Annotated in this window: 12 protein-coding genes; 6 read left to right on the top strand and 6 right to left on the bottom strand. The window is 55.4% G+C overall.

Annotation, left to right across the window (positions count from 1 at the left end):
• The first annotated feature begins 75 nt into the window (after positions 1–75).
• Together SH139x_RS29155 and SH139x_RS29150 are read left to right on the top strand one after the other, a co-directional pair.
• Positions 76–717: a peptidylprolyl isomerase gene (locus tag SH139x_RS29155; RefSeq protein ID WP_488353227.1), complete on the top strand. Its 642-nt coding sequence runs from the start codon at positions 76–78 to the stop codon at positions 715–717.
• A 121-nt stretch (positions 718–838) separates the two neighbouring features.
• Positions 839–1,786 (top strand): hypothetical protein, encoded by a 948-nt coding sequence (locus tag SH139x_RS29150; protein WP_488353226.1) that lies wholly within the window; start codon positions 839–841, stop codon positions 1,784–1,786.
• A 303-nt stretch (positions 1,787–2,089) separates the two neighbouring features.
• On the opposite strand, the gene SH139x_RS29145 is transcribed toward SH139x_RS29150, so the two are convergent.
• Positions 2,090–3,472: a dipeptidase gene (locus tag SH139x_RS29145; RefSeq protein ID WP_488353225.1), complete on the bottom strand. Its 1,383-nt coding sequence runs from the start codon at positions 3,470–3,472 to the stop codon at positions 2,090–2,092.
• 195 nt (positions 3,473–3,667) lie between these two features.
• Between SH139x_RS29145 and SH139x_RS29140 the strand changes: the two genes are divergently transcribed.
• The 3 genes from SH139x_RS29140 to SH139x_RS29130 all read left to right on the top strand — a co-directional run bounded on the left by SH139x_RS29140 (position 3,668) and on the right by SH139x_RS29130 (position 5,945).
• Positions 3,668–4,009: an ATP-dependent Clp protease adaptor ClpS gene (locus SH139x_RS29140; protein WP_488353224.1), complete on the top strand. Its 342-nt coding sequence runs from the start codon at positions 3,668–3,670 to the stop codon at positions 4,007–4,009.
• Between the two features lie 97 nt (positions 4,010–4,106).
• A complete protein-coding gene (gene mtaB / locus SH139x_RS29135; RefSeq protein WP_488353223.1) occupies positions 4,107–5,504 on the top strand; it encodes a tRNA (N(6)-L-threonylcarbamoyladenosine(37)-C(2))-methylthiotransferase MtaB in 1,398 nt (465 codons plus the stop codon).
• A 123-nt stretch (positions 5,505–5,627) separates the two neighbouring features.
• Positions 5,628–5,945 (top strand): hypothetical protein, encoded by a 318-nt coding sequence (locus SH139x_RS29130; protein ID WP_488353222.1) that lies wholly within the window; start codon positions 5,628–5,630, stop codon positions 5,943–5,945.
• Positions 5,946–5,995: 50 nt separating this feature from the next.
• On the opposite strand, the gene SH139x_RS29125 is transcribed toward SH139x_RS29130, so the two are convergent.
• Positions 5,996–6,448 (bottom strand): ferritin-like domain-containing protein, encoded by a 453-nt coding sequence (locus SH139x_RS29125; RefSeq protein ID WP_488353221.1) that lies wholly within the window; start codon positions 6,446–6,448, stop codon positions 5,996–5,998.
• Between the two features lie 522 nt (positions 6,449–6,970).
• Entirely contained in the window at positions 6,971–8,635 is a 1,665-nt protein-coding gene (locus SH139x_RS29120) for a serine hydrolase (protein WP_488353220.1), read from the bottom strand.
• 94 nt (positions 8,636–8,729) lie between these two features.
• Between SH139x_RS29120 and SH139x_RS29115 the strand changes: the two genes are divergently transcribed.
• Positions 8,730–10,016 carry an alkaline phosphatase family protein gene (locus SH139x_RS29115; protein ID WP_488353219.1) on the top strand — a complete coding sequence of 429 codons (1,287 nt, stop codon included), beginning with the start codon at positions 8,730–8,732 and terminating at the stop codon, positions 10,014–10,016.
• Positions 10,017–10,061: 45 nt separating this feature from the next.
• Here SH139x_RS29115 and SH139x_RS29110 read toward each other — a convergent pair whose 3' ends face one another.
• The 3 genes from SH139x_RS29110 to SH139x_RS29100 are packed head-to-tail and all read right to left on the bottom strand — an operon-like array spanning position 10,062 to position 13,770.
• Positions 10,062–11,417: a metal ABC transporter permease gene (locus SH139x_RS29110; protein ID WP_488356125.1), complete on the bottom strand. Its 1,356-nt coding sequence runs from the start codon at positions 11,415–11,417 to the stop codon at positions 10,062–10,064.
• Positions 11,417–12,973, bottom strand: a complete 1,557-nt coding sequence (locus SH139x_RS29105) for a metal ABC transporter permease (protein ID WP_488353218.1) — start codon at positions 12,971–12,973, stop codon at positions 11,417–11,419. The genes SH139x_RS29110 and SH139x_RS29105 overlap by 1 nt, the downstream gene beginning before the upstream one ends.
• Positions 12,970–13,770: a metal ABC transporter ATP-binding protein gene (locus SH139x_RS29100; RefSeq protein ID WP_488353217.1), complete on the bottom strand. Its 801-nt coding sequence runs from the start codon at positions 13,768–13,770 to the stop codon at positions 12,970–12,972. The genes SH139x_RS29105 and SH139x_RS29100 overlap by 4 nt, the downstream gene beginning before the upstream one ends.
• Positions 13,771–13,790: the final 20 nt, after the last annotated feature.

The following is a 13,790-nucleotide window of genomic DNA, read 5'->3' as shown; positions in this document are numbered from 1 at the left end:
GAAGCCGGTTCGTGGCGGTCGCTGCGCCATTCATAGATCAACCTACCTTCCCCAATCGTTTAAGGAAAACATACCATGATGCGTCACTTTACTTGCTTATCGCTGGCTGGCCTGTTGGCTGTTGGCACGCTGATCACCGGCACCTTTGCTGCCAGTTCCGCGGAAGCCAAGCAGCCTGCCTCTCAAGGCAAAGTCACCAGCAAAGTCTATTTTGATATTGAAATTGAGGGGACTCCCAGCGGTCGGATCGTGATTGGACTGTTTGGCGAGGATGTTCCCAAGACGGTGAAAAGTTTCGAAGCGCTTTGCAAAGGTGATCGTGGCGTCGGGCAAGCTGGCGTGCCGTTGACCTACAAAGGTTCGAAATTTCATCGCGTCATCCCCGACTTTATGCTTCAGGGGGGTGACTTTACTCGCCACAACGGCACCGGGGGGGAAAGCATTTACGGACGCACTTTTCCCGACGAAAATTTTGAATTTACTCACGACGGTCCCGGTGTGTTGAGCATGGCCAACTCGGGTCCCAATACCAATGGCTCGCAATTTTTCATCACCACAGCCAAAACCGATTGGCTCGATGGCAAGCACGTGGTCTTTGGTCGCGTGGTCGAAGGAATGGACGTCGTGAAGCGAGTGGAGTCGTTTGGCTCCCCCACCGGCGCCACGCGGGGCAAAATCACGATCGCCAATTGCGGTGTTTTGGAAACCAAAGAGTAATCGAGCTTTTTTGATACTTCTTGACTCGGGTCGGGGAGTGCGTGGCAATAGAAGTGTGTGACAAGCTGGCGATTGCTAGAATGTCAGCACTTTGATCCGCCGCCCCCCTGGAGACCCGACAGTGCGTTGTCAAATCTTACGCCGATTCAATGGCTTTGACCCTTCCGCGTTTGCTTTTAAATCGTTGGTTGTCAGCACGCTGGGGCTGGCAGCCACGTTTGCCACAAACCTGAATGGGCAAGAAATTCAGATTATCTCTTCCGCCTCCAGTGCCTTTGCCGACGGCGAAGAGGGGGATGGCGAAACTTCGGCAGCCAAAATCGGCTTCAGTTTTTCAACTCCCGCGGCCTCGTTCTCCTTTGGTGGAACGCCCGAAGATCCTTCCGATCCAGCCGGTTTGGTCTCTTTGCTGGAGATGGAATCGATTCGTCAAGAATTGAAGATCAGCGATGAGCAATTGGCCGGTATTCGCAAGTTGCAAAGCGAATCCAGCAAACTCATGCGGGAAGCGATTTCCACCATGAATGTGGCGAACCTGGTCCAAGCGGCAACGAGTAAACCGGCCGCCGGTGACGAGCCGCAAGCCACAGTCGCACCGGTCAAAATCGATGCCACTGGGTTGCGCGAGAAGATTAAACAAGCTCGCGAGGAGGTCCAGCGGTTGAACACCAACGCCATTGAAGAAATCTTGCTGCCAAATCAGCTGACGCGGATTCGCCAAATTGCCAGTCAGGTCGAGATCAGCAAAATGGGGCTTGGTCCCGCGCTCACCCGTGGCAAGCTGGGGCAAGAATTGAAAGTTCGCCCCGAGCAAAAGCCTGACTTGATTCGCCTCGCGAAGCGTTTAGATGAAGAAACGAAAGCCAAGATTTTGGAATTAAAGCGGCAAGCTCGCGAAGAGCTACTCAGCTCGCTCGATCCAGAGCAATTTGAGCAAGCCAATGAGTTGTTAGGCGAATTTTTCGATTACGCAGCACCCACGATGGACGACATCAGTCGCCGCATGATGAATAGCTTCAAGCCAAAAAACACGGACACTGAAGTACAAGAAGCGGATAAACCGCGTTAGCCATTTTCAAATGTTGGGTCGGCCAATGATAAGATCACTTGGCCGTTGACGGTTGATTCGTGATAGCCGCCAATTCAACGCGTTATCACTGATCGCGTGAGCTATGAAATCGTGACTGGGCAAGACCAAGTGAAATAGATGATAAAGTCCGTCATGGAATAGAATGTCAACATCGCCGATAGTTTTTGCTACTCCAAGTGGATTCAAAAAACATATTATCCTTTCGAGTCGCTGGTGCCCCGTAAGTGAAACACGTCCTGTTTGTGAATCACCCGTTGTCGGTCCATGATACTCGCCGTGCGGTTAGCTGGATTTGCTAACTTTGCCGATTTCGGCCCACAAGCAGGCGCTGGCGGCAATCCCTTTGTGAAAGTCGGCTAAGCAAAATTTTTCGTTGGGACTGTGCGCGTTATCGTCATTCAGCCCCCAGCCTAGCAGCAAGCAATCGGCATCGAGCACTTGTTGGAATTGGGTCACGATGGGGATGGAGCCGCCTTCGCGAATCATCACCGGTGCCGTGCCAAAGGCTTGCTCGATCGCTTGGCTGGCCGCCGTCATGAATGGGCTGTCGAGACGTGAGAGCATGCCGGGAGCGGCATGATCGCGGGTGAATGTCAGCCGCACGCCGGCTGGTAACACTTGATTGAAGAATGCTTCGAACGCATCGCTGATTTGTTGGGGGTCTTGATCGGGGACCAGTCGAAAAGAGATCTTCGCTGAGGCGGTCGCCGGGACGATGGTTTTCACGCCGTCCCCTTGGTGGCCGCTGGTTAATCCGTTGACTTCGAAGGTGGGACGCGACCAGCGGCGTTCGAGCGCGGTAAAGCGTTGATCACCTCCCAGTGCGGGGACACCAATCGAGGCTGCGAACTCAGCATCGGTGCCTGGTAATTCGGCCAATTGGCCCCGTTCTAGATCGGAGAGTGGTCGACAAGCGTCGTAAAACCCGGGGATTCGCACTTGCCCGTTGGCATCGATGGCCGCCGAAATCATTTGACATAGCGAGATTGCCGGATTGGTAACCGCACCACCAAACGAGCCGCTATGCAAGTCTTGTTTGGGACCGTCGATTCGCACTTGGAAAGTGGCGATACCACGAAGCCCGTAAGTGATTGCTGGTTGGCCCGCGGCGTATTGGCTACTGTCGCTGATCACGACCACGTCGCAAGCCAGTTGCTCGGCCATGCTGGCCAACAGATTTTCCAGGTTGGCGCTGCCGACTTCCTCTTCGCCTTCGATCAAAAACTTGATCTGAATTGGCAGTGGTTCCCCTGTCGCCAGCCAAGCCAGCACGCTTTCGATGTGGGTCAGCACTTGGCCTTTATCGTCGGTGGCTCCGCGGGCGTAGATGTTGCCATCGCGAACCTGTGGGTCGAAGGGGCCGGAGATCCATTGATCGAGTGGTTCGACGGGTTGAACGTCGTAATGTCCGTACACGAGGGCGATCGGGGCCCCGGGGACCGGCGGAGTTGACGCGAAAATAAGCGGATGTCCAGCGGTTTCAATCATCTCCACCGCGAGCCCGCCACCACGTAATTTTTCTGCGACCCATTGGCCCGCGGCGTGCGTCTCCTGGATTCGAGCGGGATCCGAGCTGATGCTGGGAATCCGCAGCCACTCCTTGAGGTCCTCTTCAAATTGTCCAGCGGAAGCTTGCAGCCGTTGCATCAGGTCGTTGGGAGCCACTGTCGAGTCTGCCGATTAGAGAAAAAGGTCGCAGAAAGCCGGTCAGGCGGGGGGGTATTTGCCCGGCAAAACAATCATTAGGGCCGATAGTGCTGGCATAATCAGCGCGATGTGCGCTACAATATAACGTGTCACGACCGCTCCAGGAGTGGTCATTGGACGGATTGGCTTATCAAACGGAGTCGGAATAGAACGATGAGCGAAGATTCGACGATGGTCATTGAACCCGTGGTTCGACCAACCGCCGCACGGCAAAAGAAACCGAAGAAACAACCTCGCTACAACGTGATCTTGTGGGATGACACCGATCACACCTACGAGTACGTCCAGATGATGATGCGGGAATTGTTCCGGATGCCGCTGGAGCAAGGTTTTCAAGTTGCCAAAGAGGTCGACAATTCCGGCCGCGCAATCTGCATGACCACCACGCTGGAATTGGCCGAACTCAAACGGGACCAGATTCACGCTTACGGGGCTGACAGTCGCATTCCCCGCTGCAAAGGGAGCATGTCGGCGACCATCGAACCGATTGAGTAGCAACGGTCGACTGCCGCGAAGCAGGTGATGGCGGTTCGCTCGGTGCGTGTCCAGAAGTAACGCCCCACCTAGTCGCCTTGATTGATTGGCTGATTTTATGAGCACCCATCCCAAACCTGTTGCCCCATCCCAATCCGCTAAGAACGCTTCGCCGAGCAACGACTCGGGACCTCGTCTCAGGACGTTTACGCTCGGTTGTAAAGTTAATCAGTATGAAACCGAGTTTGTGCGACAGGGTTTGCAGCGAGCCGGGTATCGGGATGCAGCCGCTGATGAACCGGCCGATCTATGCGTCGTAAATACTTGTACCGTCACCCAAGAGGGTGACGCTAAGAGTCGGCAGGTCATCAGGCGGCTGGGCCGCGATAACCCGGATGCCAGAATCGTGGTGATGGGCTGCTATGCCACGCGAGCCCCCGCGGAGGTCGCCGCGCTGCCGCAAGTCTCCGAAGTGGTTACCGACAAACGGGAACTGCCCGATCTGCTCGGTCGCTTTGGAGTCATCGACGTACCAACCGGCATCGCTGGCTTTGCTGGCAGAAAACGAGCTTACGTGAAGGTTCAAGATGGATGTCTGCTGCGCTGCAGTTATTGCATTATCCCCATGGTGCGGCCGCAATTGACCAGCCGTCCGCTGCCTGACATTCTCGCCGAGGTGGAGCGTTTAACCTCAGCCGGTCATCGCGAGGTGGTGCTGACGGGAATTCATTTGGGGCACTACGGAGTCGACTGGAATCGCGATAAACCGAAAGCCGAATGGATTCGACTGGCCGATTTGGTTCGCCAATTAGCCGATCTGCCGGGCCAGTTTCGCATCCGCTTGAGCAGTATCGAAGCGACCGAAGTCACCCGGGAGCTGATCGATGTGCTCCGCCAGTCAAGCGGTCGCGTCGTGCCCCATTTGCATTTGTGTTTGCAAAGCGGCAGCGATTCAGTGCTCCGCAGGATGCGGCGACGGTGGGGAACGCGGATGTTTTTGGATCGCTGTAAAATGCTCCGCGAATCGCTCGATCAACCGGCCCTGACCACCGATGTTATCGTCGGTTTTCCCGGCGAGACCGATCAAGAATTCGAGGCCACCCTGGCGACTTGTCGAGCCGCTGGGTTTTCCAAAATCCATGTTTTTCCCTTCAGTCCCCGACGAGGCACGCCGGCGGCCGAAATGCCCGATCAGGTCCCCGCGGAGGTGCGACAAGAACGAGTGCAGAAGCTGCTGCAGCTCGAGTCCGAACTGCGGCAAAGCTATTTCCAGTCGCTGGTTGGGCGGCGACTGCAGTTCCTGGTCGATGTGGTTGATGGGCAAGAAGTTGATGGGCCAGCTGCCGCTGAAGACATTGGGGCCGGTAAATATCGTGTTGCGGGCATCAGTTGCCGTTATGCCCCGGTGGTGGCCACGACCGCACGGCCGCCCCGAACCAACGCGTTGCTCGAAGCAGTGGTCACCGCCAGCCGCGGGGACGAGCTGATTGCCGAGCTCGATCCGTCGGGAATTTGAACTCTGCCAGCTCCCGCAAGAAATTGAGACTCAATTTCAATAAGGACTTGATCGCGCCGCCGAGATCGATCAGAATTAGGATATCGACTCGGATCTCGCTTTGTCGCAGGGTGCATTAAATCGATGGACAAACCAACTCATTATGAATGCGTGATTGCTGTAATTCCCGATGCCTCGGGGACACAGCGAGTAGTGTTCGCTTCCCGCAGCGGGCACGAGAGTTTGCCGATCGTCCTGCGGCAGGAGACTTACAGTCGCGATGTGGGTTGGTTTGCGCAGAGTCAAATTGAGTTGACTCGCGAACAGATGGTGCTGCTTCGCTCGGGGATGGGCGGAGCACTCTCTTCGCCTTGCCAGCAAACCATGTTGTCGGCGGCTCAAGAAACGCCAGCGACGATTCCTTTTCAGACAGCGACCCGGTTGCGTCAAGCGCGTGCTTGAGAGCGGACCGGCGGGTCGCTGTTGAGATTCAGTTACAAGATTGAAACGTGCTAGCCCGACTTACGTGCTGTTGATTCCAACGCGACGCCTTCGCTTTCCCGCAACAGTTTGGTGTATTCGTCGACACCCTCCTGTTCTTGCAATAAGATATCTTCGAGGAAGATTACGAGTGGTCGGTTGCCTTCGGCTAAATCCAATGCTTTGGAGTACATTTCCACCGCTTTGGACTCGAAAGCCAAGCTGTTTTCCAAGATTTCCCGCAGGTTGCGTGATTGCTTGATTTCATTGCGTTGTGCGACAGGAACTCCGCCCAGGGCGGTGATTTTATTGCCAACCAATTTCGCATGGTTGAACGATTCTTCCGCATCGCCCTCGAATTTTTCAGCGTAAACTTCGCGCCAAGGTCCTTCGATGATGAAGGAAGCTTGTGAGTACTGGGCAACGCCAGTCCACTCGTGCTTGAGAATTTCGTTGAGTTGGTCAATGATTGCTTCGTGACTCATATGCTTTAACTCGCTTGTTGGAAAGAGTTTGGGAGTTTTTCTAACTGCAACGTGATAACGAGGTACTGTTCTAACTCGTCAATCCACTGCCTGAATGTATAGCGAAATCGGTTCTGAGGCAACGTGGATTCCTGCCGACGGGGGTCCCCCAGCTAGGCTTCTTTGTTCGCGTTCTTTGCTGTTAGCTTCAGCACAGAGATCGGTTTGCAGAGTCTACGTTTATCAGTTGCGGCACGTGCACAGCGAGTGCAGATGTGGGTTGCCTGCGGAAGCTCTGCCGCCAGTTCCGGGAGTAATTCGGCGAGTTGGTCCTTTTTTAATTTGCAAAGCGTCTTCATGAATGAACCAACGTGAAACCGAATCGCCAGCGGGGTTTGCTAAGTGCCGACCCGTGTTTCCAGCCGGCATGACGGCGAGCGCACCGTCATGCTCATGATAATTGCTCGGCCGCTGAGACTCTCCCCCTAATCGATTCCCCCTCGATGCACTTCCATGGTGAGGCGCATCGGCTTGGCGGCTCAGTTAATCGGACTGTTCTGCGCGTTGCAGTTCCAGTTCGTAGAACCACAGATCGTCGTTCGGAACATCGAGTTCAACTTTTACGATTTTAGCCTTGGCATTGGCAATAAAGTTGGCTGTCCCAGCACCAAACCAGGCGTAATCCTTTCTCCAGCGGATGACAAACGTGTTGTAGTGCAGATGTTCTAGATCGGCGACCAAGTCATGGTGTGGAACCATTCGCAAAACGAGTCCCTCATCTGCTTGTTCAATTTTGACATCGCCATACAGGGACGATCGAAACGTTCCGGTGTAATCGACCAGCGGATGGCTGGGCTTTGTGTCGGCGACAGCGACCGTGGTGGCGTCGATAATGCGCTGCTCAAATTGCTGGCGACTATTCCAGAAACTTTTCAGTGCTTGCTCACTGCGGTCGGCGGTGGCGGTTCCTGACAAAAATGTTTCTAGGATCTGATAGGAGATGACTGGCGAAATGCCGGTCATGCTGTTGGTTAGCACCACGATGCCGAGATTCTCCTCCGGCACCATCAAAACTTGCGAATACATCCCATCGTATCCGCCTCCGTGTCCGACCAGTTTTCGGCCAAGATAATCTGACATCGACCAACCCAGCCCGTAGGCGCGAAAGTGCGTGGATGGGTAGAGTTTGCTGTAGCCGGCAGAAACGGGGATTGCCATTTGCGAGGTCCACATCGTTCGTGATTGCTGTTCGCTGAAAAGTCGCTGGTCTTGTTCCCAGCTACCGTGGCGCAACTGTAAACGCAGCCACTGAGACATATCGTTTGCGCTGGAGATGATCCCTCCGGCCGCCGCCATCGTATCCCAGTTCATCCAATCAATCGGCTGGGAGTGATCCCGATAAGTTTTATGAGGTGACGCAAAGTTACCTTGGCTGACGAGGTCGCGCACCGAAGTGATTGTGCGATTCATCTCCAGGGGATCGAGGATGCGATGTTTCACGAACGCTCCCCAGCTCTGGCCGCTGACCTCTTCGATCACCAGCCCGGCGGCGACGAACATCAAGTTCGAATATCCATATTCGGAGCGAAAGGACGAAGCCGGTTTTAGATGGCGGGCACGTTTCAATAGTTCGCGGGGAGAGTAATCGGTTCCCCACCAGACAAGATCGCCACTGAAGGTCCCCAGCCCGCTGCGATGGCAGAGTAGATCGCGGATCGTTAGTTCGCTGGTGGCCAACTGGTCTTGAAGTCGCAGCCAAGGCAAGTAATCGCTGACTGGATCATCCCAGCGAATCTGCCCTTCATCGACGAGGATCGCCAAGCCGGCGGCTGTGAACGCTTTGCTGTTGGACGCGATCGCGAACAGGGTATCTCCGTCGACGGTCCCTTCGCTGCCAGCTTGGCGAACCCCATATCCCTTGGCCAACAGGACTTGATCATCTTTTACGATTGCCACAGCCAAGCCGGGAACTTGCCACGCTTGGCGAGTTTCTTCGATGAACGTGTCGAGTGTTTGCGTGAGCTTGTTATATTCGGCCTTAGCCGAATCGTCCGCCACGGCAGCTTGCGGTGCTGTGTCGCTTTGCTGCGCTGCGTTGACCTGCTGCGCTGCGTTGACCTGCTGCGCTGCGTTGACCTGCTGTGCGATGGCGGCGGGAGCGGACGGTAAAATCAGCGCCAGAGAAATTAGAATCGCCAAGGACTTCATTGCGGCTCTGCTCCAGGGAAATGCTCACGGTTTAGATTCAAAACATCTTAGTCGGAAGTTGACACGAGGTGTCCTTGCAGGCCAAGCTATTCACATGACAAAAATTTGCCTCATCAACGTTGTCGGCTTGACGCCCAAGCTGTTGCCGCACGCTCCCCGAATTGCCCAGCTGGGTACCGCCCGGCCCTGGGTCAGTCCGCTGCCGGCTGTCACGTCTACCTGTCAAGCGACCATGTTGACTGGGTTATCGCCGCGTGAGCATGGCATCGTGGCCAACGGATGGTATTTTCGCGAGACCGCTGAGATTCGTTTTTGGCAGCAAGCTAACACGTTAGTTCAAGGCGAAAAGTTATACGAAGGTGTATCTACGGCAAAGATGTTTTGGTGGTACAACCAACACGCCCCGGTGCGATGGAGTGCGACACCCAAACCTCATTATGGATGCGATGGTTCCAAAGCGTTTGATATTTTGGATCAAACCGGCTGCCAATTGCAGGAACAGCTGGGGCCATTTCCTTTTCACGCTTTTTGGGGGCCCAAGTCGGGTTTAGCCAGTTCGCATTGGATTGCCCAGGCGAGTGCATTGGTGATGCGACAACAGCAGCCTGAGTTGACGCTGGTTTACCTGCCGCATCTTGACTATGACTTCCAGCGGTTTAGCGATCCGGATTTGAAAGTGGTTGCCGAAGTGGATCGGTGCGCGGGGTTGGTCATCGACGCGGCGAATGAGATTGGCGCCTTGCCGATCGTGGTTTCTGAATATGGTTTGGTCCCCGTTTCCAAACCGGTTTATCTCAATCGCGAGTTGCGATCAGCAGGTTGGTTAACGGTACGCAAGGGTCCATTTGGCGAACAATTAATGCCGGGAGACTCGGACGCTTTTGCGGTTGTCGATCATCAGTTGGCCCATATTTATGTGCGTCGCCCCGAGCTTGTCGAGTCGGTGAGGCAGCGAGTTGCGGAAATTCCAGGGGTGGCCCGCGTCGTCGATCCGGCCGAACTGGAGCTGGAGCATCCGCGGAGCGGCGAGTTAGTTGCTTTGGCAGAACCGGATGCTTGGTTTGCTTATTATTTTTGGTTGGATGACCAACTCGCTCCCGATTACGCCAGAACCGTCGATATTCATCGCAAGCCGGGATACGACCCAGCGGAGTTATTTTTGACGTCGATGCCGCGAGCCATGTTGCGACTGGCGCAAAAGAAAATCGGCATGCGTTACAAGATGGATGTGATCCCGCTTGATGCGACATTGGTTCGCGGCAGTCACGGTCTCCACACCGCCCCCGAAGACGGGCCCTTGATCGTTGGTCCGGATCCACCAGCCGACATGCGGGACTTTAAGCAATACGTGCGAGGTCTGTTGGGCGAGAAGAAGGGATAAGAAGCGAGCGGTCGGGCGTTCTGGATTGTTGCTTGAGCTTGCTAATCAGATGGGGTTGTCGTCGTTGCCAGGAATGTGGCTGCCGTGGGGATCGGTGGTGGGCGACTCGGCCGCGTCGCTGAGGCGGCGGTTCAATTCGTTTCCGGTAAAGTGTTCCAAGACCTCCGCATGATCGTGAATGCGCTCGTCCGGAATCCCTGCTTCGGTGACTAAATAAGTCTCCCACAGCCGATGTGAGCGAACCACTTGTTCGGCCCGGGAAACGCCGGCGGTAGTTAACCGATAACCGTTGGTGCCGTGAGTAATTAGGCCACCACGGCGGAGAGAAAATAGTGCGATTCGCGTTTGCCAGCGAGTCGCCAATAAGCGTTGTGTGATTAAGGTAAAACTCGCTTTCTGGTCCACTTGTCGCTCGGCTAATCGGTACAACAGGCCGACAATGTCCTCACGCAGAATTCTCCATGCCAAAAGTTGGCGGCGGACCATCCGTACCAGGATACCATGCCGTGGACCAAAGGTTGCCGCCAGCGTGAATAGCACTCCGGTCATCACGGCCATCATGCCGGCGGTGCTGGTGCTGTGATAGCCAAACCACTCCGGGATGATCAAGGCCGAGAGATGCCCCAGGACCGCCGCCGCGCTGCCGATCAGCGCGCTGAGCAGAATCATGACACCCAAGCGGTCGGTCAGCATATAAGCGGCGGCTGGTGGAACGACCAGCATTGCCACCACCAAGATGTTGCCCACACTCTCAAAGCTGGCCACCGCCGTGATCGCGACTTGAGTCATCAGCAGATAGTGAATCAACCAGGCGGGAAAACCCAGCGTGGTAGCCAGGGCCGGATCAAAAGAAGTCAGCTTTAACTCTTTAAAGAACAGCGTGACGAACAATAGGTTCAACAGCGAAACGGTCCCCAGCACAATCACCACGCGAGGAATGTCGCGTCCCCACAGCGCGATCGTGTCGAGTGGTGTCAACTCGATAGCACCATATAGCACGCAGCCGGGATCGAGATCCACGTGGTCGGCTGCTTGGACAATCATCACCAGCCCCAAGGCGAACAGCGAAGTAAAGACGACTCCCATCGAAGCGCCCTCATCGACTCTACCGACCCGGCGAATCCATTCGGTGAAAGCGGCAGTGGCTAATCCGACGATGACGGCACCAATGAACATTGGCAGGCTGCTGCGACTGTCGCTGATCAAAAAAGCCACCGCCAACCCGGGAAGCACGGCGTGGCTAATTGCGTCTCCCAGCAGGCTCATCTTTCGCAACACTAGAAAGTTGCCCACCAAGGCGGCCGAGACCGCAGCAAGCACGCCGGCGAGTACGATCCAGCCGTCTAAGTCCCAAGACAGCACCAAACCACAGGGGAGCAGCGAGAATAAGGTTGCCCCCATCATGACCGTTGCTCCGTTTGATTGGGACTTTCCGCGGAGGCGTTTGCGAAAGCACCATGTGGATCGTCGGGCACTCCTTCGACCGTTCGCCGTCGCATCAACAAGGTTTCGAGTTTCTCAATCATTTCGCGATCGAGCACATGTTCTATCGCATCCGCGTCGCGGTCGACTTTGGAGGGTGCCACATCGGCGTGGGTGATCAAATACATTTCCCAGAGGCGGTGCTCATGGACCAGCTGGCTCGCACGCTCAAAACCGGCCGGGGTGAGCAGTAGCGAACGGTCAGCCCCGACCGTGACCAGTCCCTCTTTGGCTGCCCGCCGCAGGCAACGCGTCAGTCGATTCTTCCCCCAGCTTCGCATTGACAACACGGTTTGCCATGGAATCGGCTGATCGCGATGTTGCTCGTCGCCTCGCTCGGCATGCTCATAAAGTCCCCGCAGTAAATGCTGGTGGTCGATCTTGCGATTCAAACGGCGTCGTCGATGGCCACGAATGAGAACTCCCCGCGAGACTCCAAAGAACATGCTGATTTCAAACGCAAAGGCGGATACTAACACGATCATGGCGCCCGAGGGCAAGCGGGGCAGAATGGCGCTCATGGCAGCTCCGACCAAGCAGCTGCCGCCACCAATCAAGGCGGCAAATACCGTCATCCATGTCATTTGCTCGGTCCAAAATCTCGCCGCCGCAGCTGGGATTACCAACAAAGCGATCATGAGAATCAGGCCCACCGCTTGCAATCCGATGATCGTCACGATGGTCACCAGAACCATCAATAACAAATCCAGAGCAACCACTGGAAAACCTCGAGAGCCGGCATAACTTTCGTCGAAACAAACGAGCTTTAATTCCTTATAAAAGAGCACGCATGTTATTTGGCAAAGCGTGCCGGCGATCGCGATCAACCAAGCGTCCGAGGAAATCATCGATGCGGTTTTGCCGTAGATGAATGCTTCGAGCCCGGCCGAATGACCAGCCGGCATCTGTTGGATGACTCCTAATATCGCCACGCCGCCGCCAAAGAAAACGCTTAACACGATCCCCAAAGCGGCGTCTTCTTTTAAACGCGTAAGGTTGCGGATCAGCAAGATTGCCAACATCCCCAGCGTGCCGGTGACGGCCGCACCAAATAACAGCACGGGCAACGATTTGCCCGGCAGTCCAAAGAAGGGGGCAAGGATGAACGCCATGCCGATTCCCGGCAGCGTGGCGTGGCTGAGCGCGTCGCCCATCAGCGCGCGTCGTCGCAGGAGGGTAAAACTGCCAATGGTGCCCGCCGCAAATCCTAACAACGTGGTGCCAATGACTACCACGCGGGTGTTGTAGTCGCGCAGCGATAAGACTCGCCACCACGTTTCCCAGGAAGGCCATTCGATGCGGCGATCGGTTAATGAGCGACCACCGATGGCCTGACCCTGGGCCCACAGCGAGGAGGGTCGATAAATCGTCAAGCGGTGACACACCTCGCTGAGTTCTGAGCCTGCACAAGTATCAGGCACCAAGAGCACCGAGCCGCAAATTGTGATAGCAATCGCAATGACAGCCAATCTCATAGCGTTTTCTCGCGTCGACGCATGGCCTCAGTGGCTTCTTCTAACAGCGTCAAACGTCCTCCGTAAGTCTTTTGCAGGTTGTCCTGATGAAAAGTGGTTTCGACTGGGCCATGAGCGACCACTCGCATATTTAACAGCACCACGTAATCAAAATAGTCGGCAACGGTTTGCAAGTCATGATGAATAACCAACACCGTTTTTCCACGCTGCTTCATCTCCTTGAGAATCTCAATGATGGCTCGTTCGGTTGCCGCGTCGACCGCAGCGAAAGGTTCATCCATCAGATATAAGTCAGCATCCTGGACCAGCGCGCGAGCCAGGAACGTGCGTTGTTGTTGGCCACCCGACAATTGGCTGATCTGGCGTTTGCCGAAATCTGCTAGACCAACTCGATCTAACGCTTCGGCGGCTAATTGTCGATGTTTACGACGGACCGGCAGGCACCAGCCGATTTGGCCATACAATCCCATGGCGACGACATCGAGCGCGTTGACGGGAAAATCCCAATCGACACTCTCTCGTTGGGGCACATAGCCGACGCGGCCACGTTGGGCGCGGTATGGTTGGCCAAAGACGCGGATATCGCCCGATGCCTTCGGCAGCAGGTCCATGACTGCTTTAATTAGAGTGCTCTTCCCTGCCCCGTTTGGACCCACCACGCCGATCAATTGACCGGCGGGGAAATCGATACTAATGTCCCATAGAACAGGCTTGCGGTGATAAGCCACCGTTAAATCATAAATCGATAATGGACAGTCGGCGTCTGGCGAACCGCCCAGATTGTTTCGGTTCATCATGTGTGGCACCAACCGTTATC

It is taken from the genome of Kothea flammea (assembly GCF_052161645.1).
Lineage (GTDB): Bacteria > Planctomycetota > Planctomycetia > Pirellulales > Pirellulaceae > Laterigemmans.
Note: the sequence above shows the minus strand (reverse complement) of the source record. Positions and strands in the feature narration are given on the sequence as shown.

Bases quoted from the DNA above. Each gene is read 5' to 3' on its own strand.
- SH139x_RS29155 (WP_488353227.1), top strand. From the start codon at position 76: ATGATGCGTCACTTTACTTGCTTATCGCTGGCTGGCCTGTTGGCTGTT.
- SH139x_RS29140 (WP_488353224.1), top strand. From the start codon at position 3,668: ATGAGCGAAGATTCGACGATGGTCATTGAACCCGTGGTTCGACCAACC.
- mtaB (WP_488353223.1), top strand. From the start codon at position 4,107: ATGAGCACCCATCCCAAACCTGTTGCCCCATCCCAATCCGCTAAGAAC.
- SH139x_RS29130 (WP_488353222.1), top strand. From the start codon at position 5,628: ATGGACAAACCAACTCATTATGAATGCGTGATTGCTGTAATTCCCGAT.
- SH139x_RS29125 (WP_488353221.1), bottom strand. From the start codon at position 6,448: ATGAGTCACGAAGCAATCATTGACCAACTCAACGAAATTCTCAAGCAC.
- SH139x_RS29120 (WP_488353220.1), bottom strand. From the start codon at position 8,635: ATGAAGTCCTTGGCGATTCTAATTTCTCTGGCGCTGATTTTACCGTCC.
- SH139x_RS29115 (WP_488353219.1), top strand. From the start codon at position 8,730: ATGACAAAAATTTGCCTCATCAACGTTGTCGGCTTGACGCCCAAGCTG.
- SH139x_RS29110 (WP_488356125.1), bottom strand. From the start codon at position 11,417: ATGGGGGCAACCTTATTCTCGCTGCTCCCCTGTGGTTTGGTGCTGTCT.
- SH139x_RS29105 (WP_488353218.1), bottom strand. From the start codon at position 12,973: ATGAGATTGGCTGTCATTGCGATTGCTATCACAATTTGCGGCTCGGTG.
- SH139x_RS29100 (WP_488353217.1), bottom strand. From the start codon at position 13,770: ATGATGAACCGAAACAATCTGGGCGGTTCGCCAGACGCCGACTGTCCA.